Annotated in this window: 20 protein-coding genes and 1 pseudogene; 10 read left to right on the plus strand and 11 right to left on the minus strand. The window is 70.2% G+C overall.

Annotation, left to right across the window (positions count from 1 at the left end; all coding sequences use genetic code 11):
- Positions 1-168: 168 nt before the first annotated feature.
- Complete coding sequence (uvrA, locus tag ACZ562_RS27705; protein ID WP_471184334.1) at positions 169-3,201, minus strand: excinuclease ABC subunit UvrA; 3,033 nt, start codon at positions 3,199-3,201, stop codon at positions 169-171.
- A gap of 224 nt (positions 3,202-3,425) precedes the next feature.
- On the opposite strand from uvrA, the gene ACZ562_RS27710 reads away from it, so the two are divergent.
- The 3 genes from ACZ562_RS27710 to ACZ562_RS27720 all read left to right on the plus strand — a co-directional run bounded on the left by ACZ562_RS27710 (position 3,426) and on the right by ACZ562_RS27720 (position 5,310).
- Positions 3,426-4,112 (plus strand): maleylpyruvate isomerase family mycothiol-dependent enzyme, encoded by a 687-nt coding sequence (locus ACZ562_RS27710; protein ID WP_471184337.1) that lies wholly within the window; start codon positions 3,426-3,428, stop codon positions 4,110-4,112.
- Between the two features lie 45 nt (positions 4,113-4,157).
- Positions 4,158-4,814 carry an MBL fold metallo-hydrolase gene (locus tag ACZ562_RS27715; RefSeq protein ID WP_471184340.1) on the plus strand — a complete coding sequence of 219 codons (657 nt, stop codon included), beginning with the start codon at positions 4,158-4,160 and terminating at the stop codon, positions 4,812-4,814.
- Positions 4,815-5,085: 271 nt separating this feature from the next.
- Entirely contained in the window at positions 5,086-5,310 is a 225-nt protein-coding gene (locus tag ACZ562_RS27720) for a hypothetical protein (protein WP_471184342.1), read from the plus strand.
- Between the two features lie 26 nt (positions 5,311-5,336).
- On the opposite strand, the gene aroQ is transcribed toward ACZ562_RS27720, so the two are convergent.
- A complete protein-coding gene (gene aroQ, locus ACZ562_RS27725) occupies positions 5,337-5,810 on the minus strand; it encodes a type II 3-dehydroquinate dehydratase (protein WP_471184345.1) in 474 nt (157 codons plus the stop codon).
- Between the two features lie 155 nt (positions 5,811-5,965).
- On the opposite strand from aroQ, the gene ACZ562_RS27730 reads away from it, so the two are divergent.
- On the plus strand, positions 5,966-7,270 hold the full coding sequence (locus ACZ562_RS27730) for an MFS transporter (RefSeq protein WP_471184347.1): 1,305 nt from the start codon (positions 5,966-5,968) through the stop codon (positions 7,268-7,270).
- Between the two features lie 115 nt (positions 7,271-7,385).
- On the opposite strand, the gene ACZ562_RS27735 is transcribed toward ACZ562_RS27730, so the two are convergent.
- From ACZ562_RS27735 to ACZ562_RS27755, 5 genes are all read right to left on the minus strand, one after another.
- Complete coding sequence (locus ACZ562_RS27735; RefSeq protein WP_471184350.1) at positions 7,386-8,387, minus strand: TerC family protein; 1,002 nt, start codon at positions 8,385-8,387, stop codon at positions 7,386-7,388.
- 254 nt (positions 8,388-8,641) lie between these two features.
- Positions 8,642-10,693, minus strand: coding sequence for a TerD family protein (locus ACZ562_RS27740; protein WP_471184353.1), 2,052 nt, complete (start codon positions 10,691-10,693; stop codon positions 8,642-8,644).
- 56 nt (positions 10,694-10,749) lie between these two features.
- A complete protein-coding gene (locus ACZ562_RS27745) occupies positions 10,750-11,328 on the minus strand; it encodes a TerD family protein (RefSeq protein WP_329340429.1) in 579 nt (192 codons plus the stop codon).
- Positions 11,329-11,497: 169 nt separating this feature from the next.
- Complete coding sequence (uvrB, locus tag ACZ562_RS27750; protein WP_471184356.1) at positions 11,498-13,633, minus strand: excinuclease ABC subunit UvrB; 2,136 nt, start codon at positions 13,631-13,633, stop codon at positions 11,498-11,500.
- Between the two features lie 40 nt (positions 13,634-13,673).
- Entirely contained in the window at positions 13,674-14,540 is an 867-nt protein-coding gene (locus ACZ562_RS27755) for an MHYT domain-containing protein (RefSeq protein WP_471184359.1), read from the minus strand.
- A 279-nt stretch (positions 14,541-14,819) separates the two neighbouring features.
- Between ACZ562_RS27755 and ACZ562_RS27760 the strand changes: the two genes are divergently transcribed.
- Positions 14,820-15,782, plus strand: a complete 963-nt coding sequence (locus ACZ562_RS27760; protein ID WP_471184361.1) for a glycerophosphodiester phosphodiesterase — start codon at positions 14,820-14,822, stop codon at positions 15,780-15,782.
- An 80-nt stretch (positions 15,783-15,862) separates the two neighbouring features.
- A complete protein-coding gene (locus tag ACZ562_RS27765; RefSeq protein WP_471184364.1) occupies positions 15,863-16,417 on the plus strand; it encodes a methylated-DNA--[protein]-cysteine S-methyltransferase in 555 nt (184 codons plus the stop codon).
- Between the two features lie 4 nt (positions 16,418-16,421).
- On the opposite strand, the gene ACZ562_RS27770 is transcribed toward ACZ562_RS27765, so the two are convergent.
- Complete coding sequence (locus tag ACZ562_RS27770) at positions 16,422-16,850, minus strand: VOC family protein (RefSeq protein ID WP_471184366.1); 429 nt, start codon at positions 16,848-16,850, stop codon at positions 16,422-16,424.
- A gap of 102 nt (positions 16,851-16,952) precedes the next feature.
- On the opposite strand from ACZ562_RS27770, the gene ACZ562_RS27775 reads away from it, so the two are divergent.
- Together ACZ562_RS27775 and ACZ562_RS27780 are read left to right on the plus strand one after the other, a co-directional pair.
- On the plus strand, positions 16,953-17,858 hold the full coding sequence (locus ACZ562_RS27775) for a pseudouridine-5'-phosphate glycosidase (RefSeq protein WP_471184407.1): 906 nt from the start codon (positions 16,953-16,955) through the stop codon (positions 17,856-17,858).
- Positions 17,855-18,769 (plus strand): carbohydrate kinase family protein, encoded by a 915-nt coding sequence (locus ACZ562_RS27780; RefSeq protein WP_471184369.1) that lies wholly within the window; start codon positions 17,855-17,857, stop codon positions 18,767-18,769. The genes ACZ562_RS27775 and ACZ562_RS27780 overlap by 4 nt, the downstream gene beginning before the upstream one ends.
- A gap of 124 nt (positions 18,770-18,893) precedes the next feature.
- On the opposite strand, the gene ACZ562_RS27785 is transcribed toward ACZ562_RS27780, so the two are convergent.
- Entirely contained in the window at positions 18,894-19,688 is a 795-nt protein-coding gene (locus ACZ562_RS27785) for a methyltransferase domain-containing protein (protein ID WP_471184372.1), read from the minus strand.
- Between the two features lie 236 nt (positions 19,689-19,924).
- Between ACZ562_RS27785 and ACZ562_RS27790 the strand changes: the two genes are divergently transcribed.
- Positions 19,925-21,052, plus strand: coding sequence for a magnesium and cobalt transport protein CorA (locus tag ACZ562_RS27790; RefSeq protein ID WP_471184375.1), 1,128 nt, complete (start codon positions 19,925-19,927; stop codon positions 21,050-21,052).
- Positions 21,053-21,115: 63 nt separating this feature from the next.
- On the opposite strand, the gene ACZ562_RS27795 is transcribed toward ACZ562_RS27790, so the two are convergent.
- Entirely contained in the window at positions 21,116-21,547 is a 432-nt protein-coding gene (locus ACZ562_RS27795; protein WP_471184377.1) for a CBS domain-containing protein, read from the minus strand.
- A gap of 399 nt (positions 21,548-21,946) precedes the next feature.
- Positions 21,947-22,571 (minus strand): annotated as a pseudogene (locus ACZ562_RS27800) (nucleoside/nucleotide kinase family protein).
- Positions 22,572-22,689: 118 nt separating this feature from the next.
- On the opposite strand from ACZ562_RS27800, the gene ACZ562_RS27805 reads away from it, so the two are divergent.
- Positions 22,690-23,418, plus strand: a complete 729-nt coding sequence (locus tag ACZ562_RS27805; RefSeq protein ID WP_471184380.1) for a DUF2293 domain-containing protein — start codon at positions 22,690-22,692, stop codon at positions 23,416-23,418.
- Positions 23,419-23,439: the final 21 nt, after the last annotated feature.

Consider the following 23,439-nt stretch of genomic DNA (forward strand, 5'->3'; position numbering starts at 1 on the left):
GCAACCAGCAGTGCGGCTGTGCCGGTTGCCCGCAGGGCAACCGGCACAGCCGCAGCGACGACGTCCCCGTGTCCGACGTACGCTGCCCCCGCGGGGAGTTCCCGCGGGGGCAGCGCACCTTTCGGATACGTCGGCCCCGTCTGCGCCGAGGCATTTCGACGCGCGGGCTCAGGCCTTGCGGGCCCGGGTTGTCTTCTTCGCGGGCGCGGCCTTCTTCGTGACGCCGGCCGCCTTCTTGGTCGCCGTGCTGTTCGCGGTCCTGGTCGTCCGGGCGGTCGCCGTCTTCTTGGCAGTCGACTTGGCCGCGACCGCCCTGGCCGCGGCCTTGCGCGGAGCGCTCGGGGCGGCGTCGCTGATCCGGTCGGCTCCGAGGATCTCCCGCAGGAACTTGCCGGTGTGGCTGGCCGGAATCGCGGCGACCTGCTCGGGGGTGCCCTCGGCGACCACCAGACCGCCGCCGGCGCCGCCCTCGGGCCCCATGTCGACGACCCAGTCGGCGGTCTTGATCACGTCCAGGTTGTGCTCGATGACGATGACCGTGTTGCCCTTGTCGACCAGGCCGGCGAGGACCGTCAGCAACTTGCTGATGTCCTCGAAGTGCAGACCGGTGGTCGGCTCGTCGAGCACGTACACCGTGCGCCCGGTGGACCGGCGCTGCAGCTCGCTCGCGAGCTTCACGCGCTGGGCCTCACCGCCGGACAGGGTGGTCGCGGACTGGCCGAGGCGGACGTAGCCGAGACCGACGTCGTGCAGCGTCCTGAGGTGGCGGGCGATCGCGGGGACGGCCTCGAAGAAGTCGAAGGCTTCCTCGATCGGCATGTTCAGGACCTCGGCGATGGACTTGCCCTTGTAGTGGACCTCCAGGGTCTCCCGGTTGTAGCGGGCGCCGTGGCAGACCTCGCACGGGACGTACACGTCCGGGAGGAAGTTCATCTCGATCTTGATCGTGCCGTCGCCCGCGCAGTTCTCGCAGCGGCCGCCCTTGACGTTGAAGGAGAAGCGGCCGGGCTGGTAACCGCGGACCTTCGCCTCGGTGGTCTCGGCGAACAGCCTGCGGATGTGGTCGAAGACGCCGGTGTACGTCGCCGGGTTCGACCGGGGCGTGCGGCCGATGGGCGACTGGTCGACGTGCACGACCTTGTCGACGAGGTCGTCGCCGTCCACGCGCGTGTGCCGCCCGGGCACGTTGCGGGCGCCGTTCAGCTCGCGGGCCAGGTGCGTGTACAGGATGTCGTTGACCAGCGTCGACTTGCCGGAGCCGGACACGCCCGTGACCGCGGTGAACACGCTCAGCGGGAAGGACACGTCGATGTCCTGGAGGTTGTTCTCGCGGGCGCCGTGCACGGTGAGCTGCCGGGACGGGTCACGCGGACGCCGGATGTCCGGCAGCGGGATGGACTTCTTGCCGGACAGGTACTGGCCGGTCTGCGACTCGGCGTTGGCGAGCAACTCCTTCAGGGAACCGCTGTGCACGACCTTGCCGCCGTGCTCGCCCGCGCCGGGACCGATGTCGACGACCCAGTCGGCGACCTTGATGGTGTCCTCGTCGTGCTCGACGACGATGAGCGTGTTGCCCATGTCGCGCAGCCGGACCAGGGTCTCGATCAGCCGGTGGTTGTCGCGCTGGTGCAGGCCGATGGACGGCTCGTCCAGGACGTACAGCACGCCGACGAGTCCGGAGCCGATCTGGGTGGCCAGACGGATGCGCTGGGCCTCGCCGCCGGAGAGGGTGCCGGCCGCCCGGTTCAGCGAGAGGTAGTCCAGGCCCACGTCGACCAGGAACCGCAGCCGCTCGTTTACCTCCTTCAGCACCCGCTCGGCGATCTTCTTGTCGCGGGCGCTCAGCTTCAGCTCGCCCAGGAAGTCCGCGCAGTCGCTGATGGACATCGCGGAGACCTCGGCGATCGACTTCTCCATGATCGTGACCGCGAGGACGATCGGCTTGAGGCGAGTGCCCTCACAGGTGGGGCAGGGCACCTCGCGCATGTAGCCCTCGAAGCGCTCGCGGCTGGCGTCGCTCTCGGCCTCGCTGTGCCGGCGCTTGACGAAGGGGACTGCGCCTTCGAAGGGCGTCGTGTACACGCGCTCGCGCCCGTACCGGTTGCGGTAGCGGACCTCGATCTGTGTCTTGTGGCCCTGGAGCAGTGCCTTCTTGGCGCGCTGCGGCAGGCCCGCGAAGGGGATGTCCGTCCGGAATCCCAACGCGTCCGCGAGGGCGCCGATGAGTCGGCCGAAGTAGTCCTTGGTGTGGCCGTGCGACCACGGGTGGATGGCACCCTCGTCGAGCGACTTGTCCTCGTCCGGGACGATCAGTTCGGGGTCGACCTCCATGCGCGTACCGATGCCGGTGCACTCGGGGCAGGCGCCGAAGGGCGAGTTGAAGGAGAACGAGCGGGGCTCCAGCTCCTCGAAGGACAGGTCGTCGTACGGGCAGTACAGGTGCTCCGAGTACATGCGCTCGCGCTCGGGGTCGTCCTCGGGGAGGTCGACGAAGTCGAGTACGACCATGCCGCCGGACAGTCCGAGGGCGGTCTCGACGGAGTCCGTGAGGCGGCGCTTGGCGGAGTCCTTGACCGTGAGGCGGTCGACGACCACCTCGATGGTGTGCTTCTCCTGCTTCTTCAGGGTGGGCGGGTTGGAGAGCTGGATCGTCTCGCCGTCCACGCGCGCGCGGCTGTAACCCTTGGTCTGGAGATCGGCGAAGAGATCGACGAACTCGCCCTTGCGCTCGCGCACCAGCGGCGACAGGACCTGGAAGCGGCTCCCCTCCGGCAGCTCCAGAACCTTGTCGACGATGGCCTGCGGCGACTGGCGCGAGATCGGGCGGCCGCATTCGGGACAGTGCGGCTTGCCGATGCGCGCGAAGAGCAGTCGCAGATAGTCGTAGACCTCGGTGATGGTGCCGACCGTCGAGCGCGGGTTGCGTGAGGTCGACTTCTGGTCGATGGAGACGGCCGGCGAGAGGCCCTCGATGAAGTCGACGTCCGGCTTGTCCATCTGCCCGAGGAACTGGCGGGCGTACGAGGAGAGCGACTCCACGTAGCGCCGCTGGCCCTCGGCGAAGATCGTGTCGAAGGCCAGGGAGGACTTGCCCGACCCGGACAGGCCCGTGAAGACGATGAGCGAGTCGCGTGGCAGGTCGAGCGAGACGTTCTTCAGGTTGTGCTCGCGCGCGCCACGGACGATGAGACGGTCGGCCACGCCGGTCCGCACCTTTCTTGAGAAGAGTGACAGGGGCGGGGCCCCCGTGCTTTCTCAGACTAGGGGGAGCCACTGACAACGCCGGTCGGATTCCCGGAGTGCATAACAAACCCCGGCCATCCAGCATGCCCGACGCCGTCCACGACCATATAGCACGCGCATTCGATTTACGGCACCGCTTCACCACCTTCACCCAAAGGTGTGGAGGGGCTAGGGTCAGTACCATGATTGATCACGCACGTGACCTGGCGTCTGTACGTGACGCGACCGACCGCCTGCTCATCGCAGTCGCCAAGCTGGACAGCGCCGCAGCGGCCGAGCCGTCACGCCTTCCCGGCTGGACCCGCGGCCACGTCCTCGCCCACCTCGCCCGCAACGCCGACGCCCTCGTGAACGTCCTCGAAGGCCGCCCCATGTACGTCTCCGGTGACGCGAGGGACGCGGACATCGAGCGGGACGCCCCGCGCCCTCTCGACGTCCAGCTCGCAGACCTGCGTGAGAGCGCGGCCCGCTTCCAGGAGGCGGGGGCCGCGCCGGCGGACTGGTCACGCACGGTCGAGCTGCGCAACGGAGTCACCGACTCGGCGTCCCGGGTGCCGTTCCGGCGGTGGATCGAGGTGGAGCTGCATCACGTCGACCTCGGCATCGGGTACGAGCTGGAGGACCTCCCGGCGGAGTTCGTGGAGCGGGAGATCGACTTCCTCGCGGAGCGGTTCGGCGGACACCCCGACGTGGCGCAGACGCGCCTCAGGGACGGCACGCACGCGTGGAGCACGGGCCGGGCGGCGAGCACACCCGAGGTCACCGTCACCGGCCCCGCACCCGACCTGCTCGGCTGGCTCGCCGGGCGCCGTGACGGCTCGGCGCTGGCAGTGGGCGGCGGTGCGCTGCCGGCGCTTCCTCCGCTGTAGCGCGGGGGCGGTCCCGGGACCGCCCCCCGCTATAGGCTGGCCGCCATGACGTACAGCGGACAGGTGACGGTCGGCGGACCGGCGGACGTGCACGAGCTCAAGGACCTGATGATCACCAAGATCGCGGTCGGCCCGATGGACAACAACGCCTATCTGCTGCGCTGCCGGGCCACGGACGAGCAGTTGCTGATCGACGCCGCGAACGACGCCGGCACGCTGCTCGGCATGATCGGTGACGACGGCATCGCTGCCGTCGTCACCACGCACCAGCACGGCGACCACTGGCAGGCGCTCGGCGAGGTCGTCGCGGCCACCGGCGCACGCACGTATGCCGGCCGCGACGACGCGGAAGGCATCCCGGTGCCGACCGACGTCCTCGTCGACGACGGGGACGTCATCCGGGTGGGGCGTGTGGAGCTCACCGCGCGCCACCTGGTCGGGCACACGCCCGGTTCGATCGCCCTCGTGTACGACGATCCCCACGGGCATCCCCATGTCTTCACCGGCGACTGCCTCTTCCCGGGCGGCGTGGGCAACACCCGCAAGGATCCTCAGGCGTTCGCCAGCCTGATCCATGACGTCGAGACGAAGATCTTCGGCGTGCTGCCGGACGAGACCTGGGTCTATCCGGGGCACGGCGACGACACCACGCTGGGCGCGGAGCGCCCGCATCTGCCGGAGTGGCACGCGAGGGGGTGGTGAGCACCGGCGTGGGTCAGTGAGCCCCGGCGTGCGCGGAGTGAGCGCGCCGCGCGCACACCGCGCACGCGCCCCGTGTGAACCGTTCACACGCACCGGCTCCGAACACGCGCTCCCGGCGCACGTGGTTGCGCAGTCAACTGGTAGCAGCCCCGCACAGGATGACGGCTCCTGAGCGGTACGGGCCGCCGGTCCTCCGATCCCCGCCCTCGACCGGCGGCCCCGGCGACGTCGTTCTTCCAACGGGCCAAACGCGCGCCACGCGCTCCCCCGAGTGTCCGAACCGGCTGAGCAGCGGTCAGCGGCAGCGGGCACGACCGTCCGCGCCCTCGCCGTACGTTCCCGGCTGCTGCTGTCGACGAGATCACCGCGGCCCTCGACCCGGAGTTCGTGGGCCAGGTCGGCGCGGACCATGCACCAGTGCTCGCGCATGCTCTCACCGTCGTCCTCGCTCACGCAGCGCTTCCTGCGAGGGATCGTGGAGGCCGGACGGCTGTGAACAGCTGCACGCCCGGCCAACGGTCCTTATGTGTCGGCCTGCGTCGCGCCCGCCAGCGCCGCGACCCGCTCCACGCCGAAGACGTACCCCTGCACACCGCATCCAGCGATGACTCCGTCGGCGCGCAGCGAGACGTACGAGTGGTGCCGGAACGTCTCGCGCTGGTGGATGTTGGAGATGTGGACCTCCAACACGGGAAGGCCGTCGCAGGTGTTGAGCGCATCCAGGATCGCGACGGACGTGTGCGAGTAGGCGCCTGGGTTGATCACGATCCCGCAGTGGTTCAGCCGCGCCTCGTGGATCCAGTCCACCAACTCGCCCTCGTGGTTGGACTGGCGGAAGTCCACCGTGCCGCCGTGCGCGGCGGCCGCCTTGGCACACAGGGCCTCGACGTCGGCGAGGGTGTCGGAGCCGTAGATCTCCGGCTGGCGCTGGCCGAGCAGGTTCAGATTGGGGCCGTTGAGGATCATGATCGGGGCGTTGGCCAGGGTGCGGGGCACGGTTCCTCCGGTCCGTTCAGGGGGCGATCCGCTGAGGACCGCTGCTCAGACCCGGTCTATCACGGTGCGCGGGGAGGGTGAGGGGGCGCACTTTCGCGGGGACAGGCACTCCCGCGCCCCCGTAACCCCCGGTCACCGTGGGTGGTTGACGCGGCATGCACGACGTACGCGCCGTAAGGGCTCCTTCCATGCTGCGGCTCGCGGTCGCCTCGCTCGCCGGGACGGCCATCGAGTTCTACGACTTCTTCGTCTACGGGACCGCCGCGGCGCTGGTTCTCGGGCCGCTGTTCTTCCCGACGTTCTCGCCGGTGGCGGGCACGCTGGCCGCGTTCGCGACATTCGGCGTGGGCTTCGTCGCACGGCCGTTGGGGTCGGTGCTGTTCGGGCATGTCGGCGACCGGCACGGACGGCGGCCGGTCCTCGTCGCCTCGCTGCTGCTGACCGGCGCCTCGACGGTCGCGGTCGGCTGCGTACCGACGTACGACACGATCGGCGTGGCCGCCCCCCTGCTGCTCTTGGCGCTGCGTTTCCTGCAGGGGCTCGGGCTCGGCGGGGAGTGGGGCGGGGCCGTGCTGCTCACCGCCGAGCACGCGCCCGCCGAACGGCGCGCCCTGTGGTCGAGCTTCCCGCAGGTCGGACCGGCGGTGGGCTTCGTGCTCGCCAACGGCGTGGTGCTGGTGCTGTCGGCGACGCTGTCCGAGGCGCAGTTCGCCGCGTGGGGATGGCGCGTGCCGTTCTGGGCGGCCGGAGTGCTGGCCGTGGTGGGGCTGTGGCTGCGTTCGTCGCTCGCCGAGAGTCCCCGGTTCCTCGAAATCGACGACCACGCGCGCGTGCCGCTCGCCGAGGTGGCGCGCGACCACTGGCGGCTCGTCCTGCTGACCGCCGGGGCGCTGGCCGTCGGGTACGCGATCTTCTACGCGGTGACGACCTGGTCCCTCGCCTATGCGACGGAGCGCCTCGGGGTGAGCCGTACCGTCATGCTCGCCTGCATCATGGCCGCGGTGGTGGTGAAGGGGTCGCTCACACCGCTGGCCGCCCTGCTCGGCGACCGTTACGGACGGCGGCCGCTGTGTCTGGCCGGCTGTGCGGCAGCCGCTGTGTGGATGTTCCCGATGGTCGCGCTGCTCGCGACGGGTGCGCCACTGCTGATGTTCCTCGGCTTCATGGGCGCGCTGCTCGCCTTCGTCACGATGTTCGCGGTGATCGCCGCGTATCTGCCGGAGTTGTACGAGCCGCGGGTGCGCTGCACGGGCGCCGCGGTCGGCTACAACCTCGGCGGGGTCCTCGGGGGCGCGCTCACTCCGATCGTGGCGACCGCCCTTGCCGAGCGGGGCGGCCGGGTCCCCTGGGGCGTGGGTGCGTATCTGACGGCGATCGCCCTGCTCAGTCTGGGGTGTTTCGCGCTGCTGCCCGAGACCCGTCCGGCGCCGGTGGTGGTGGCGGAGCCGGCCACCGGGTGACGTGGCGCGTACGCGTCCGCGCACGAGAGTGCGGGCCGTCCACGGATTGACGGCGAGCCTCGGCAAATTCGCCGCGCACCGCCCCCGGTGGTGGTCGTTTCTACGTCCGACGTGGTCAGGCCTCGATGCTGTCCTTCGGAGCGCCTTCGGTCCGAGCCTGCGCCGCCTCGGCCGCCGCCTGCTTCCTGGAGGCTCTGAGGCTCGTGATCGTGGTGACGATCAGGACCGCGCAGATCACGCCGAGCGAGACCGGGATGCTGATCTCGGGGACACGGACCCCGGACTCGTGCAGTGCGTGCAGCACCAGCTTGACGCCGATGAAGCCGAGGATGATCGACAGTCCGTAGCTGAGATGCACCAGCTTCTTCAGCAGACCCCCGATGAGGAAGTACAGCTGCCGCAGACCCATCAGCGCGAACGCGTTGGCGGTGAAGACGATGTACGGGTCCTGCGTCAGGCCGAAGATCGCGGGGATGGAGTCGAGCGCGAACAGGACGTCGGTGGTGCCGATCGCGAGCATCACGACCAGCATCGGCGTCATGACCCGCTTGCCGTTCTGCTGGATCCACAGCTTGGTGCCGTGGTAGCGCTCGGCCACGCCGAAGCGACGCTCGGCGGCCTTGAGCAGCTTGTTCTCCTCGTACTCCTCGTCCTCCTCGTCGGCCCGGGCTTCCTGGATGAGCTTCCAGGCGGTCCAGATCAGGAAGGCGCCGAAGAGGAAGAACACCCACGAGAAGCTGGCGAGGATCGCGGCACCTGCGGCGATGAAGAGCGCGCGCAGCACCAGGGCTATGAGCACGCCGACCATCAGCACCCGCTGCTGGTACTGCGAGGGCACGGCGAACTTCGCCATGATCAGGACGAAGACGAAGAGGTTGTCGACGCTCAGCGACTTCTCGGTGATGAAGCCCGCGAAGAACTCGCCGGCGGGCTGGCCGCCTCCGAAGACGAGCAGACCGGCCCCGAAGAGACCGGCCAGGGTGATCCAGACGACGGTCCAGATTCCGGCTTCCTTGATGGACACGTCGTGCGGCTTGCGGCCGATGAAGAAGTCGACCGCGATCAGGGCGGCAAGGCCCACGATGGTCAGGACCCACAGGGTCGCGGAAACATCCACTGCGCCTCCGGCAGTACGTAACGTCAGATGTCAGCGTCGTCGCTGCCGGAGGTCTCTTCCACCCACGATGGGCCGACGCCCCGGGATCTGACTGATCCGTATTGACGGGTACGCCGCAGCAGACGGGGAGTACTCCCCTCCGTGTGGAAAACAGTACCCCATTCACCAAGGAAAGGTAAAGGACTTAGTAAAACAAGAACCAAATTGCCTGGTCAGATGGCTTTACCAGCGCTTGGTGAAGGTGAGGTCGGCGGTCAGCTGTTCCACGATCGGCGGGCCGCGGCGACCTGGGTGAGCACCTGCTGGAGCACCTGGCTGCCGGACGGCACGGGCGAGGGCTCGTACGTCCAGGCGTGCCCCACCCACGGGTCGGCGAGGTGGTCGTCGGGCACCGGTGTGAGCCGCAGCAGCGAACGCCACAGTGGGTCGAGCAACGGGCCGTAGCCGGCGGCCTCCTCGCGGTCCGCGACCATCATCAGGTGGACGCCGACGGCCGGGCCCTCGTCCGCGAGGTAGCGCAACTGGGTCACGGCCCGGTCGTCGAAGCCGTGCGGGAAGTCGTTGACGACGAGCAACTGCTCGGACGTGTCGAAGCCGGGCGGGAGCGAGTCGGCCGCGCCGCCGCGCACCGCCATCTGCACCAGGTCGACGCGCTGGGTGAGCCGGGCCAGGACGTCCGCCACGCCCGCGGCACCGACGGCGGGCGGGGCCGCGAGCACACCGGTCTGCAGCAGTGGGGCGAGCGCCTGCGCACCCGAACCCGCGGGATCTATGACGTGCACGGTGAACTCGCCCGCCGGATAGACGGCGAGCAGCCGGGCCGCGTGCGCCACCGCCGTGTCCATCGCGAGGCGTCGCAGCTCATGAGAGTCGGCGAACGAGCCGTCGAGCGATCCGGCGCGTCCGCTGTCGATCCACAGGCCGCGCTCCAGGGGAAGACGGACCAGCATGGGGATGCGCAACCGGGCCGCCTCGGGCAGATGGAGATCGCCCAGGCGCAGGGCCATGGGGCCCTCCATCGGCACGCGGTAGCCGTGCCAGACGGGGTTGTCCCAGCGCGCGTACGCCGGTGGCAGTGCGGGCTCGACGACTTCGGCCTCGGCGGTGAGCTGGGCGAGGTCCCGGTCGAGGGCAGCCCGGGCCTGCTCGACGAGCTGGGTGTGCTTGGCGCGGGCCGCCTCGCGCGCGGCGTCACCCTGTCCGCCGATCCTGCTGCGCGGGTCGGACAGGACCTGGTCGAGCTCCTTCTCCATGCGCGAGTCGGCGAAGTCCACGGCGCTGCGGTACGCGGCTGTCGTACGGGCCAGGTCCTCGAACATGCCCCACACCTGGTTGTAGAGCCGCTCGTCCATGGACCAGCCGGTGGCGTCGCCGGCAACGGGCTGCGCGGGCTGCCCTGGTGGGGTGGGGGGCGCGGTCGGCGGAGGCGGCGGTGGGGCCGCATTCTGCCGGCGCGGGTGGCTGTAGTTGATCGGGCCGCCGACGGTGGGGGCGGAGGGCTGGGCGCCGGTGGAAGGGTCCGTGGCTCCGCCCTGATACGGCGGCTGCGGTGCGGACGGCCCCGGCACGCCAGGCGCCTGCGACCCGTGCGTGCCCTGCTGTCCGTACGGAGACACCGGCTGCGGCGGTACGGCGTCGGGGGCGCCCTGGGGTGCGGAGCCGCTCTGGTCCGGGCCGAGCGCCGGTGCGGCCGCCTGCCGGGAGCGTTCGGCGTCGGGCGTGCGCGGCGGGGGCGCCGGCACCGAGCGGGCCAGGCCCTGGGCCACCGCCTCGTTGATGCTGCCCGCGAGCTGGTGTGCCTGGGGCAGGCCTTGGTCGGTGAGGAGTTCGGCGAGGCCGCCCGCGTAACCCTGGCCGACGGCGCGCACCTTCCAGGCCGCCTGCCGGCGATAGAGCTCCAGGGCGACGACGGCCGACTCGGCCTCCAGACCGGTGAGGGTGTAGCTCGCGACCTCGGTGCCGTCGAGGCCGGTGACCGCGGCGAAGGGGGCGGTGACGGCGCCGAAGCGGACCGGGCCTCCCCCGCTCCCGACGGGCAGGGCGAGCAGCACGCTGACCCGGTGCACAACCTCCGGCATGGCGTCCAGGTCCACCGCGAGGCGATGGTCCGCGGCCGCCTGCTTGGAGACCTCGAGCCCTGGCAGGGTGGGTGCGCCCGGGTGGGCCACCCACTCGACGCCGTGGACCCTGCCCTGCTCGTCGCCGAGCGTGGCCGCGGCCACGACCGGCGTGCCGGCCGAGACCCGGATCTCCAGACGGGCCTGGGAGAGCGGGTGGTTCTGCCCCCGCACCAGCTCGGCCGTCATCGCGTTGTCCCCCTGTGTCGCCGTGTCCTGTGTCCTGTGCTCCTCGCCCGGCTGCCCTACAGGTGCGGCAGGATCGCCGGCATCAGGTCCTGGAAGGTGCGGCCGTTGGCCGGAGTGCCGAGGGCCGTCATCGTCCAGCCCGGGCCCGTGCGGTGCACCTTCGCCATGATCTGCGCGGTGTAGGCGCCGCCGCCCGCCAGTGTGTAGCGGGCGAGCTCCTGGCCGTTGGTCTCGTCGACCAGGCGGCAGAACGCGTTCTGCACCTCCTGGAAGGTCTGGCCCGTGAAGGAATTGACGGTGAAGACGATCTGGTCGATGTGGACCGGGACGCGCGCCAGGTCGACGAGGATGGCCTCGTCGTCGCCGCCCTGGCCGACACCACCGACGAGGTTGTCGCCGGTGTGGCGCACCGAGCCGTCGTCGCTCACCAGGTGGCGGAAGAAGACGACGTCGACCGGCTGCTTGTCCGCGAACAGGACGGCGGAGGCGTCGAGGTCGATCTCCCGTGTGCGCGAGCCGAACAGGCCGCGCCGGGGAGCGGCCTGCCAGCCGAGACCCATACGCACCGCGGTCAGGCTGCCCCCGTCGTTCTTCTGCAGACTGATGGCCTGACCCTTGGTCATGTTGACGGTCACGCGCTGATTCCCCTCTCGAACTGTCCCCTGTTGCCGCGGAGTCCGCGGATGATGAGAACCCTATGCAGAGCCACTGACAGTGACGCCACCCGGGCCGGACTTTGTGTCGGTCTTGCAACACAGCACGCACGGGGCGGCCCGGCCGGCCGGGCCGCCCCGTGGCCGAAGGTCAGGACAGGCCCGCTTCCTTCATCTGGCGCAGTTCCTTCTTCATCTCGGAGACCTCGTCGCGCAGCCGCGCCGCGATCTCGAACTGGAGATCCGCGGCGGCGGCGCGCATGCGCGCCGTCATCTCCTCGATCTGCTCGGTGAGTTCGGCCGCGGGACGGTCGGTCGGTACCGTCTCCTTGGCCCTGCCGGCGGCCTTGCCGCCCTTGGCGGCCTTGCCGCCGAGCGCGGGCACGGGGGCCTTGGCACCCTTGCCGTCCTTCGTCTTGCGGTAGCCCGATCCGAGCAGCTGCTCCGTGTCGATGTCCTCACGGGCGATCTGCGCGACGATGTCGTTGATCTTCTTGCGGAGCGGCTGGGGATCGATGCCCATTTCCTTGTTGTACGCGACCTGCTTCTCCCGGCGGCGGTTGGTCTCATCGATGGCCTTCTCCATCGCCGGGGTGATCTTGTCGGCGTACATGTGGACCTGGCCGGAGACGTTGCGCGCGGCTCGGCCGATGGTCTGGATCAGGGAGGTGCCGGAGCGCAGGAAGCCTTCCTTGTCGGCGTCGAGGATGGCCACCAGGGAAACCTCGGGCAGGTCGAGTCCCTCACGCAGCAGGTTGATGCCGACCAGGACGTCGAACTCGCCCGAGCGCAGTTCGCGCAGCAGCTCGACGCGGCGCAGCGTGTCGACGTCGCTGTGCAGATAGCGGACCTGGATGCCGAGCTCCAGGAAGTAGTCCGTGAGGTCCTCGGCCATCTTCTTGGTGAGCGTGGTGACCAGGACGCGTTCGTCCTTCTCCGTGCGCCCCCGGATCTCGTGCACCAGGTCGTCGATCTGGCCCTCGGTGGGCTTGACGACGACCTCCGGGTCGACCAGACCGGTGGGGCGGATGATCTGCTCGACGGCGCCGTCGGCGCGCGAGAGCTCGTACTTGCCCGGAGTGGCCGACAGGTAGACGGTCTGGCCGATCCGCTCCTGGAACTCCTCCCACTTCAGGGGACGGTTGTCGAGAGCGGAGGGCAGGCGGAAACCGTGGTCGACGAGGGTGCGCTTGCGGGAGGCGTCGCCCTCGTACATGGCGCCGATCTGCGGCACGGTGACGTGCGACTCGTCGATGACGAGCAGGAAGTCGTCCGGGAAGTAGTCGAGCAGGGTGTTGGGCGGGGAGCCGGGCGAACGGCCGTCGAAGTGCATCGAGTAGTTCTCGACGCCGGAGCAGGAGCCGATCTGGCGGAGCATCTCGATGTCGTACGTGGTGCGCATCCGCAGGCGCTGTGCCTCCAGGAGCTTGCCCTGTTTCTCCAGGTCGGCCAGGCGCTCCCCGAGTTCTTTCTCTATGTCGTTCACGGCCCGTTCCATGCGCTCGGGGCCGGCGACGTAGTGGGAGGCCGGGAAGACGTACAGCTGCTCGTCGTCGCTGATGATCTCGCCGGTGATCGGGTGGAGCGTGGACAGGGCCTCGATCTCGTCGCCGAACATCTCGATGCGGACCGCGAGCTCCTCGTAGACCGGGAAGATCTCGATGGTGTCGCCGCGGACGCGGAAGGTGCCGCGGGTGAAGGCCGTGTCGTTGCGCGTGTACTGGATGTCCACAAAGCGGCGCAGCAGCTGGTCCCGGTCGAATTCCTCCCCGACCTTGAGGGGGACCATGCGGTCCACGTACTCCTGCGGAGTACCGAGGCCGTAGATGCAGGAGACCGAGGCGACCACGACGACGTCGCGGCGGGTGAGAAGCGAGTTGGTCGCGGAGTGGCGCAGGCGCTCGACCTCCTCATTGATCGAGGAGTCCTTCTCGATGTAGGTGTCCGACTGGGGGACGTAGGCCTCGGGCTGGTAGTAGTCGTAGTACGAGACGAAGTACTCGACGGCGTTGTTCGGCAGGAGCTCCCGGAACTCGTTCGCCAGCTGGGCGGCCAGGGTCTTGTTCGGCGCCATCACGAGCGTGGGGCGCTGGAGCTTCTCGATCATCCACGCGGTGGTGGCGGACTTGCCGGTGCCGGTGGCGCCGAGCAGGACGACGTCCCTCTCGCCTGCCTCGATGCGCCGGGCGAGCTCGGCGATGGCCTGGGGCTGGTCGCCGTTGGGCTGGTAGGGGCTGACGACCTCGAAGGGCGCCACCGTGCGTTCGATGCTGGAAACGGGCCGCATGGAATCCACCGTACGACCCTCGACTGACAACGAGGCCGGATCAGCGGTTCTGCGGGGTGCGGGAGCCGCGGTGGCCCTGGTGCCGCCGGAGGCGGGGCGCGGGGTGGTGGCCGGGGTGTGGGGTGGTTCTGCGGACGGGGACGCCCGGCTTGTTCTCGACGGGGGTCCAGTCCGGCTTTCCCATGACCATCAGCGGATCGAACATGACGACGACGCCCGCCAGGAGGAGGAAGGCGAGCGGGCCGATCAGCATGGGCCCGAGCAGGCTGGCCGCCGAGTCACCCGAGCCGGGGCCGGTGGTGCCGTGCAGGTGGACGCTGAGCGCGGCCATCCCGGTGTAGTGCATGCCGCTGACGGCGAACCCCATGACGAGACTCGCGCCCACGCTCCAGAGGAACCCCCTGACCTGGCCGGCGGCCCAGAGCGCCGCGGTGGCCGAGACGACGGCTATGACCACGGAGGCGGCGACCGTGAAGGTGTTGTACTCCAGTTTTCCGTTGAGGCGCATGCCCGCCATGCCCAGGTAATGCATCGAGGCGATGCCCAGGCCGGTGATGGTGCCCCCGGTGAAAAGCGCGGTTCCCTTAGCGCCTTTGTAGCCGACGATGAAGATCCCGACGCCCACCATCAGAATCGCGACGCCCAGGCTCGCGTACGTCGTCGGCTTGTCGTAATGGATCGGCGCCTCCTCGACCGTGAACCCCATCATCGCGATGAAGTGCATGGTCCATATGCCGGAGCCGATCGCCGCCGAGCCGAGGGCGAGCCAGCCGGGGCGCCACGAGCGGGCGACGAGCATCGATCTGGTGGTGCAGCGCAGGCCGAGGGCACCACCGAGGCACGCCATGAGGTAGGCCACCAGCGGTGTGACGAGTCCGTAGCTGAATCCGTCGACCGTGCCCTGCATGCGCGGCCACCTTCCGCCCTGTTGCGTCCTGGAATTCGCTGAAATGCGCCCCCTCCCGGGACCGCCCGGGCGATCAGGGTTGAGGCAGAGAGTATGACTCCCACCGGAATGGTCGAACGATTCTCCGGCAAAGAAACACGCCCTTGCCCCACATGTGCGGCATCAGTGAGCGGACTTGGAGCGACTCCATTCGGTCTGTGGTCATTCTGTACCCATCTACTGTTGACCCTCTGCTGTCAAAGTTGAACTGTCTGTGATCATTCGACGCGAGGAGTACGCATGCACGCGCGCGCAGTTGCCGCCACGACCACCGCGCTCCTGGGGACCGCCGCCCTGTTGTTCCCCACCCCCGGCGCCCTGGCCCGCGTCACCCCCGGTGCCCCGGTCCGCGTCAGCCCCGCCCCCCCGGCCCGCGACACGCCCGCCACCGCGGCCCACGACACTCCCTCGACCACGGCCCGCGAGCGGACCTCGGTCATCGCCCACCGAGGTGCGTCCGCGTACGCACCCGAGAACACCCTGGTCGCCGTCGACGAGGCGGCCAGGCTCGGCATCGAGTGGGTCGAGAACGACGTCCAGCGCACCAAGGACGGGGAACTCGTCGTCATCCACGACGACAGCCTGCGGCGCACCACCGATGTCGAGGAGGTCTTCCCCGGCCGGGCGCCCTGGAAGGTGAAGGACTTCACCGCCGCCGAGATCGCACGCCTCGACGCGGGGAGCTGGTTCGGTCACGCGTACACGGACGCGCGCGTGCCGACACTCGAGCAGTACGTGAACCGCGTCGACCGCAATCACCAGAAGCTGCTCCTGGAGATCAAGAACCCCCAGCTGTACCCGGACATCGAGCGGCAGACCCTCCACGTCCTCGGCAACGAGGGGTGGCTCGACCAGCGGCACCTCACCGGACGGCTGATCGTGCAGAGCTTCAGCGCGGCCAGCATCCGGCTGGTGCACAGCCTGAAGCCCGAGGTCAAGACCGGCTACCTGGGTGCTCCGTCCGTGGCGGACCTGCCAGAGTTCGCGGCGTTCACCGACCAGATCAATCCCTCACACAGTGCCATCTCACGGGGATATGTCTCCGCCGTCCATGTGTTCAAGGGTGCGCACGGCAGGCCCCTGGAGGTCACCGCCTGGACCGTGAACGACGCCGGGACCGCCCGCCAGGTGATCGGGTACGGCGTCGACGGCGTCATCACCAACCGGCCCGACATGGTCCGGGACGCGCTGCGCGGGTGGTGAACCCCGCCCCCCGGGTGCGGCACGGACCGCCGCCGGCCGTTCCCGGGGCGTTGTCAGTGGCGGGTCGTACGGTGGAGCGCATGGACAGCCACGGGCAGTACGAACAGCAGGTCGTGTGGACCGTCGTCGACACCGGCATCGGTCCCCTGCTGCTGGCCGCGACCCGCGAGGGCCTGGTCAACGTCGTCTTCCACGCCACCACTGCGGTGCGCGACAAGACGCTCGACCGGCTCGCGGCCCGGCTCGGCAGCGAGCCCGTCGAGGCACCCGGCTCCCCGCTGCTGGCCGAGGCGATACGCCAGGTCGAGGCGTACTTCGCGGGTCAGCGGCACGACTTCGAGCTGCCACTGGACTGGTCGTTGATCTCGGGCTTCAACCGGCAGGTGCTGCGCGAGCTGGCGTCCGGCGTGCCGTACGGCACGGTCGTCGGCTATGGCGATCTGGCCGGCCGGGCCGGTCAGCCGGGCGCGGCCCAGGCGGTGGGGGTGGCGATGGGATCCAATCCGCTGCCGGTCGTCGTGCCCTGCCACCGGGTGGTCGAGAGTGACGGCGGCATCGGCGGATTCGGTGGCGGCCTGGAGACCAAACGGAAGCTGCTGGCCCTGGAAGGCGTGCTGCCCGAGCCCCTTTTCTGAGGGCTCAGTCGTAGTGCCGGGCCTCGAAGACGTTCCCGTCCGGGTCGCGGAAGTAGAAGCTGCGCCGGGCCTTTCCGCGGGCGCCGTAGGAGTCGTAGGAGAGGTCGGAGACCGGGACGGCGCGTTCCTCCAGGCGGGTGCGCAGCGCGTCGAAGCCGACCGCCTGGAGGGACAGGCAGACGTGGTTGACCGCGTGGCCGGCGCTCTCCGCGGCGCCCGGCACCATGTTCATCCCTTCGGCCAGGCTGAGCGGCGCGAGGTCGAAGATGGTCTCCTCGTTGAGCCGTACAGAGGGGAACGACGCCTTCCCGGCGGCGTACTCCGTGACCTTCAGGGGTTCCAGTCCGACCGCCTTCTCGTAGAAGTCGGCCGAGGCGACCGGGTCGCGCACCCAGAGGACGACGTGGTCGAGGCGTGCGGTGTTGTCCGTCATGTACACCAGGCTGGTGTCGTCCCCCACAGCCCGCAAGGGTTTGACCGGACGCGCCGCCCGCCAGAGATGAGGGAAGAACGACGGACAGGAGGCAGGTGCGTGGTGCTGGTGGTGTCGGAAGAGGTGCGGGCGGCGATCAACGCGCGTCAACCCGTGGTGGCCCTGGAGTCCACGATCATCGCGCACGGGCTGCCGCGCCCGCGCAATCTGCAGGTGGCGCTGGAGCTGGAGGACGTCGTACGGCGGGAGGGGGCCGTGCCCGCAACGATCGCCGTGCTGGACGGGCGACCCCATGTCGGGCTGGACAAGGAGCAGTTGGAGCGGGTCGCGAACGAGGACGGGATCCGCAAGCTGGGCCACCGTGACCTGCCCCTCGCAGTGGCCTCCGGGGCGAGCGGGGCGACCACGGTATCGGCGACGGCGCTGCTGGCGGCGTTGGCGGGCGTACGGGTGTTCGCGACGGGCGGGCTCGGCGGGGTGCACCGGGAGTGGACGGTGACACAGGACGAGTCGGCCGATTTGGGACTGCTGGCGCGTACGCGGATCACGGTGGTGTGCGCGGGGGTGAAGTCGATCCTGGACGTGCCGGCGACCCTGCAGCGGCTGGAGACGCTGGGCGTCGCGGTGGCCGGGTACGGCACGGACCGGTTCCCCGGTTTTTATCTGTCCGACTCGGGGCATGCCGTGGACTGGACGCTGGAGAGCCCGCGGCAGGTGGCGGACGTCATGCGTGCGCAGGACGCTCTCGGCGTACCGGAATCGGCACTGATCGTCGCCAATCCCGTCCCCGAGGCGGAGCAGCTGGATCCCGGGCTGCACGCGCGTGTCCTCGCAGACGCGCTGCACGCGTGCGAGCAGGAGGGCGTGACGGGCCAGGCGGTCACGCCCTTCCTGCTGGACTACCTGGTGCGCCACACCGACGGTGCCTCGCTGAGCGCCAACCTTGCGGCGGTGCGCGGCAACGTGCGGCTCGCGGGACGGATCGCGGCGGCCTGGGCCACGGCGTGACAACGGGGCCGAACGGTGCGCTGCTGGTAGTCGGGGACGTGATCACGGACGTCGTCGCCCGGCGCAGGGGGCCACTCGCGCCGGGCACGGACACGGCCGCCGCGATCCGGACGCTGCCCGGCGGCGCGGGAGCGAATGCGGCCTGCTGGGCGGCCCACTCCGGCTGCGCGGAGGTGCGGCTGCTCGGCCGGGTCGGCGCGGACTCGGCCGCGTGGCACGAACGGGAGCTGGCCGCCTGCGGTGTACGGCCCAGGCTAGTCGTCGATCCGCAGGCGCCGACCGGCACGGTGATCTGCCTCGTCGACACGGATGCCGCGGCCGAGCGGACGTTCCTCACGGACAGCGGCGCCTCGTTGCGCCTCGACCCCGATGACTGGTCCGAGGCGCTGCTCGACGGCGTCGTGCGGCTGCACCTGTCGGGCTACCTCTTGTTCTCCGAGGCAAGCCGCGCGCTGGTGGCGGTGGCTATCGGGTCGGCCCGCGCGCGTGGCGTGCCGGTGAGCCTGGATCCGGCGTCGGCCGGCTTCCTGGAGGAGCTGGGGGTCGACCGTTTTCTGGCACTCGTCGAAGGCGTGGACGTGCTGCTGCCCAGCCGTGACGAGGCGTGCCTGCTGACCGGGCTGCCCGATGCGGCGGACGCGGCGGCCAAGCTGAGCCGCCACATCCCACTGGTGGTGGCCAAGCAAGGGGCGGACGGTGCGCTCGTGGCCCGGTCCGGCGCCGTGAGCGCCCGGGTCCCCGCCGTGCCGGTGACGCCCCGGGACACCACGGGGGCCGGTGACGCCTTCACGGGAGCGTTCCTCGCAGCCCTGCTCGCGGGCGCCGCGCCGGACGCGGCGGCGAGGGAGGGGTGCGGGGCGGGGGCGCTGGCAGTGCAGCGGGTGGGGGGCAGACCGCCGATACCGGGCTGACGCCGGGCGGTGGCCCTGAGCCGGGCTGACCGCCGGACGACCCCTGCACCGGACCGACCGCCGGAGGATGCCTGCACCGGACTGACCGCCGAGGGACATCGCTCCCACCGGCCCGCCTTCCCGTCTAACCTTTGCGCCCCCACGCCGAGATCATCGGGAAGGTCGCCAGATCCATGGCGCCGGACGCGACGTTCGCCAGATGGCGGTCGATCTCCTCGTCCGTGGCCAGGCCCGCGGCCACCAGCCGGGGGCGGATCTGGCGGATGGTGGCGGACTCCAAGTCGCCACAGGCGGGCGAAGCGACGGGGAAGTACGCGTCCGCCTCCACCCGGCGCAGGCCGGCCTCGCGCAGCAGACGCGGAAGCCTGCGGCCGTAGGAGAGGTCGGAACCCCGGTCGGCGAGCAGCTTGCGGAAGCCGTGCCGCAGCCGGTTCGCCAACTGCTGCTCCGGGCCGTACTCCTCGGGGCAGAGCAGGGACTGCAGGGCGGGATCGGCGTCCTCGACCAGAAGCCGCCCGCCAGGACGCAGGGCCTTGACCATCGACCGCAAAGCCCCTTCCCGGTCCGGCACATGAACGAGGACGTGCCGGGCGTGCACCAGATCGAAGCTCTCGCCGGGCGGCTCCTGAGTCCCCACGTCGTGGACGAGTACCTCGACCGGCGGGCGGGAGGCCGAGGCGAGCCGGGAGGTGTCGATGTCGGTCGCGACGACCCGCCCGGTCGGCCCGACCCTCTTGGCCAGCCAGGACACGACGGAGGTGCCGCCGGCGCCGACCTCCCAGCAGCGCCAGCCGGGTCCTGCGCCCAGCGCTTCGAGGTGCCGGAAGGTCGTGGGATCGAACAGGGCGGCGAAGGCGTCGAAATGCCCGCCCGCCTCGGTCTGCCGGTTGTCGAAGAGGTGTCCGTCGATTCGCGTCATGTCTTGATCTTCCCAGTTGCCCGGCTTGTCCGGAGTGGTCGACGCTCGGAGACTGCGAGATCTCCGCCAGAGGGCCTCGGGTCGTGCGGAATACGCTCGACACCCTTCGTCCACAGCCGGGAACCAAGCGGAACGCCTTGTTCCCACAGGCTTCTCCGCCGGTCATGCCGACCTGGCAGACTGGCGCGTCAAGGCGCAGGAATGCGGCGCGAGGAGATCCACGCAAGGAGATCCAGATGTCCATGGCAGGGAATCTGCGGAAGGTCACCAGCCTCGGCAGGGTCGGCGGCCTCCGCACGGTGGCAGGGCTGGCCCGGCGGCGCCCGCGCGTCGACCTGAGCCACCCCGCCCGGTCCCCGCTGGGCTCGTCCGTGGTGAACTGCGTGACGTACCGGGACGGCGTCCGGGTCCCCGGGGGCGCTGATCTGGTCGACGCCGTGGAACAGGTACGCAAACAACGTGACGGCTTCGTCTGGCTGGGCCTGCACGAGCCGACGGACCAGGAGTTCGTGGGCATCGCCGAGCTCTTCGACCTGCATCCGCTGGCAGTCGAGGACGCGGTCGAGGCCCATCAGCGCCCGAAGCTGGAGCGCTACGGCGAGACGCTGTTCGCCGTGTTCAAGACGGTCTGCTACGTGGAGCACGAGGAACTCACGGAGACCAGCGAGGTGGTGAACACCGGCGAGATCATGGTGTTCGCCGGCCAGGACTTCGTGGTCACGGTGCGCCACGGGCGGCACGGATCGCTCGGCCCGCTGCGCGAGGAGCTGGAGTCCGATCCCCAGCAGCTCGCCAAGGGCCCGGCCGCGGTGCTGCACGCGATCGCGGACCACGTGGTCGACGACTATCTGAGCGTCACCGACTCCGTGCACGAGGACATCGACCAGGTCGAGACGGACGTGTTCGCGGAGAACGGCGCACGGGCCGATCCGGGGCGCATCTACCAGCTCAAGCGCGAACTGCTGGAGCTGAAGCGGGCCGTGGTTCCGCTCGGCCGCCCGCTCGAGGACCTCGCCACTCGGCCGATACGAGTGATCGACCCGGAGATACAGGCCTACTTCCGAGACGTCTCCGACCACCTGCTGCGGGCCAAGGAGCAGATCGCCGCCTTCGACGAGCTGCTCAACTCGATCTTGCAGGCGCATCTCGCCCAGGTGACGGTCGCACAGAACGAGGACATGCGGAAGATCACGGCATGGGCCGCGGTGATCGCCGTACCCACGATGGTCTGCGGGGTGTACGGCATGAACTTCGAGCACATGCCGGAGCTGCACTGGCGGTACGGCTACGGGTTCGTCATAGGCGTGATATCCGTCGCGTGTCTGGCGCTGTACCGCGGCTTCCGACGCAACGGCTGGCTCTGACCGGAGCTCCGTCCGGAGCGCGGATCAGGGGCGAGGTCCGGGGCGAAGGTCTGGGGCGAGGGTTCAGGGTCGGGCAGGGGTCCTGGCGTAGACGCTCTCGGCCCACTCGGCGATCTGGTGCTCCGTCAGGTGCCGTGCCAGGTCGGACTCGCTGATCATGCCGACCAGGCGCTTGTTGTCGATGACGGGAAGCCGGCGGATCTGGTGCTCCTGCATCTCGTGGAGCACATCGCTGACATCGGCGCCCGCGTCGATCCAGTGCGGGGTGCCCTGGGCCATCTCGCCCGCCGTGACCTTGGCCGGGTCATGGCCCATGGCCACGCAGCCGATGACGATGTCGCGGTCGGTGAGGATGCCGCAGAGCCGTTCGTTGTCGTCGCCGATGGGCAGGGCTCCGACGTTCAGCTCGCGCATCAACTGTGCGGCGCGGTCCAGGGTCTCGTGGGCGGGGATCCACTGGGCACCACGGTGCATGATGTCTCCGGCTGTGGTCATGGAGTACCTCCCGGTGCCGGACGGCCGGCGCGGCGCGGGTCGCTCCGCTGATACCGGCGCCCTTCATTCTCGCCGCGCCGCCCGGCGTACGCACCCGGACGCCCTCAGACCGGGAAAGCCACGATCTTCTGCGGGACGACGCGGACGATCACACGGACCTCGTCGTCCTTCTCGGCGGGCTCGTACGGGAGCCGTTTGCCCTCGTCCGGAACGATCTCGGCGGTGCCGCGGATCTCGACCGAGGTGTAGGGGTTGGCGAGGTCGAATGGGTTGGCGAGGTCGAAGACCGACAGGCTGATGCGGGGGTCACAGCGAGTTTGCGCGCCTTCTGGCGTCCGTCGGTGGAGGAGAAGAGCAGGGTGTCGCCGTGTCCGGCTGTCCGGCCTGGAGCGTCACGGATCAGCCGCTCCAAGCCGGATGGCGCGGGTCGTCGGCGCGCACGAGGACGTCGGCTATGGCGGCCGGGTCTGTCTCGGCCTCGTAGCGCTCGAAGGCGGGGAGTGTCCAGTGCTCCGCCTCGGGGGTGCGGCGGCGCAGGGCGCCGGGTGAGAGCAGGACGTGGACGGTCAGATCGAAGGGGAACCAGTGGTTCAGCAGGAGAGGGCCGTGGAGCAACAGCATGCTCCCGGGCGGGAGTTGGACGTAGGAGCTGCGTGTGGCGCGATCCGTCCCACAGGTCGGGCAGGACGCGGCCGTAACCGCCGGGTTCGAGCGGACCGAAGACCTCACGCCACAGGGCGCTCGTGTCGAACCAGCCGTTGTAGTAGGCCTCCGGATCCCGGTGGCCGTACTCGAGGCGGAGCGAGGCCGGGCGCAGGAAGCCCTCGGTTCCCACGACGAGCGAAGGGCGGCCTCGTACGCGCAGGGCCTCCGAGACCCGCTCGGCGAGGTCTCCCGGCCGGGCCGCCGGGGCGCCGTCGAACGCGATGCGGGGCCAGGGGCTCCCGTCAGCCGGCTGCAGATCGAGCAGGCGCTCGGCCAGGAGGTCGCCGAGCCGGTACCAGGTGATCGCTTCGAGTCGCACACCGCCCATGATGCGTCAGGGCCCGGTCAGGATGCGTTCCGCTCGTGCGCGCGACCGCAACGGCAACGGCATGATCGAACCGAGTAGGTCCGACCGTGTCAGGGGGAATGAACCGCGTATGGCACGCCTCGCAACTCCCCCGCACCGCACCGGGCTTCTCGTCATCCAGCCCCTCAAGCGACGCCACTGCGCGGAGTGCAGCGGCGGGCCGTTGTCGCTGCTCGTCCTCGAGGACGGTGCACCGCGGTGTCTCGACTGTGCCGACCTCGGGCATCTGGTGTTCCTGCCGCGCGGCGACACGGCCCTGACGCGACGGTCGAGACAGGAGAGTGCGCTGTCGGCGGTGGTCGTGCGGTTCAACCGGCGCAAGGGCCGTTACGAGCGGCAGGGCGTCCTCGTCGAGGAGGCGGGGCTCGCCCGTGCCGAGGAGCGGTGTCTGGCGGACGCGGAGGCGCGGCGGCGGCGCCGGGTGCGCGACGCTCGGCTGCGGGCGGCGCGGGACGTGCGGTTCACGGACGCGTTCGCGGCGGAGATACTACGGCTGTTCCCCGGGTGTCCGGCGGACCGGGCGCAGGACATCGCCGCGCACGCCTCGGTGCGGGGCAGCGGGCGGGTGGGCCGGAGCGCTGCGGGGCGGGCGCTGTCCACGGGGGCGGTGACCTCGGCGGTCGTGGCCTCCGTAAGACATCTGGACACGCCGTACGACCAGCTGCTGATGAGTGGGGTGGCGCGAAACGAGGCGCGGCGGCGTATATCGGCGGTCGTGGAGACGGTGCTCGGGAAGTGGCGGGAGGCGGCGGGTGCGGAGGCGGAGGAGTCGGCGGGTCGTCGGGCGCCGGGCCGGTGAGGACCGGCCCTCGGACGTTCG

Source organism: Streptomyces sp. NPDC040410 (assembly GCF_055595715.1).

Coding starts and splice junctions, on each gene's coding strand:
- ACZ562_RS27765 (WP_471184364.1), top strand. CDS start 15,863: ATGGACAGCCACGGGCAGTACGAACAGCAGGTCGTGTGGACCGTCGTC.
- ACZ562_RS27785 (WP_471184372.1), bottom strand. CDS start 19,688: ATGACGCGAATCGACGGACACCTCTTCGACAACCGGCAGACCGAGGCG.
- ACZ562_RS27730 (WP_471184347.1), top strand. CDS start 5,966: ATGCACGACGTACGCGCCGTAAGGGCTCCTTCCATGCTGCGGCTCGCG.
- ACZ562_RS27740 (WP_471184353.1), bottom strand. CDS start 10,693: ATGACGGCCGAGCTGGTGCGGGGGCAGAACCACCCGCTCTCCCAGGCC.
- ACZ562_RS27805 (WP_471184380.1), top strand. CDS start 22,690: ATGGCACGCCTCGCAACTCCCCCGCACCGCACCGGGCTTCTCGTCATC.
- ACZ562_RS27795 (WP_471184377.1), bottom strand. CDS start 21,547: ATGACCACAGCCGGAGACATCATGCACCGTGGTGCCCAGTGGATCCCC.
- ACZ562_RS27760 (WP_471184361.1), top strand. CDS start 14,820: ATGCACGCGCGCGCAGTTGCCGCCACGACCACCGCGCTCCTGGGGACC.
- ACZ562_RS27790 (WP_471184375.1), top strand. CDS start 19,925: ATGTCCATGGCAGGGAATCTGCGGAAGGTCACCAGCCTCGGCAGGGTC.
- uvrB (WP_471184356.1), bottom strand. CDS start 13,633: ATGCGGCCCGTTTCCAGCATCGAACGCACGGTGGCGCCCTTCGAGGTC.
- ACZ562_RS27755 (WP_471184359.1), bottom strand. CDS start 14,540: ATGCAGGGCACGGTCGACGGATTCAGCTACGGACTCGTCACACCGCTG.
- ACZ562_RS27710 (WP_471184337.1), top strand. CDS start 3,426: ATGATTGATCACGCACGTGACCTGGCGTCTGTACGTGACGCGACCGAC.
- ACZ562_RS27715 (WP_471184340.1), top strand. CDS start 4,158: ATGACGTACAGCGGACAGGTGACGGTCGGCGGACCGGCGGACGTGCAC.
- ACZ562_RS27770 (WP_471184366.1), bottom strand. CDS start 16,850: ATGACGGACAACACCGCACGCCTCGACCACGTCGTCCTCTGGGTGCGC.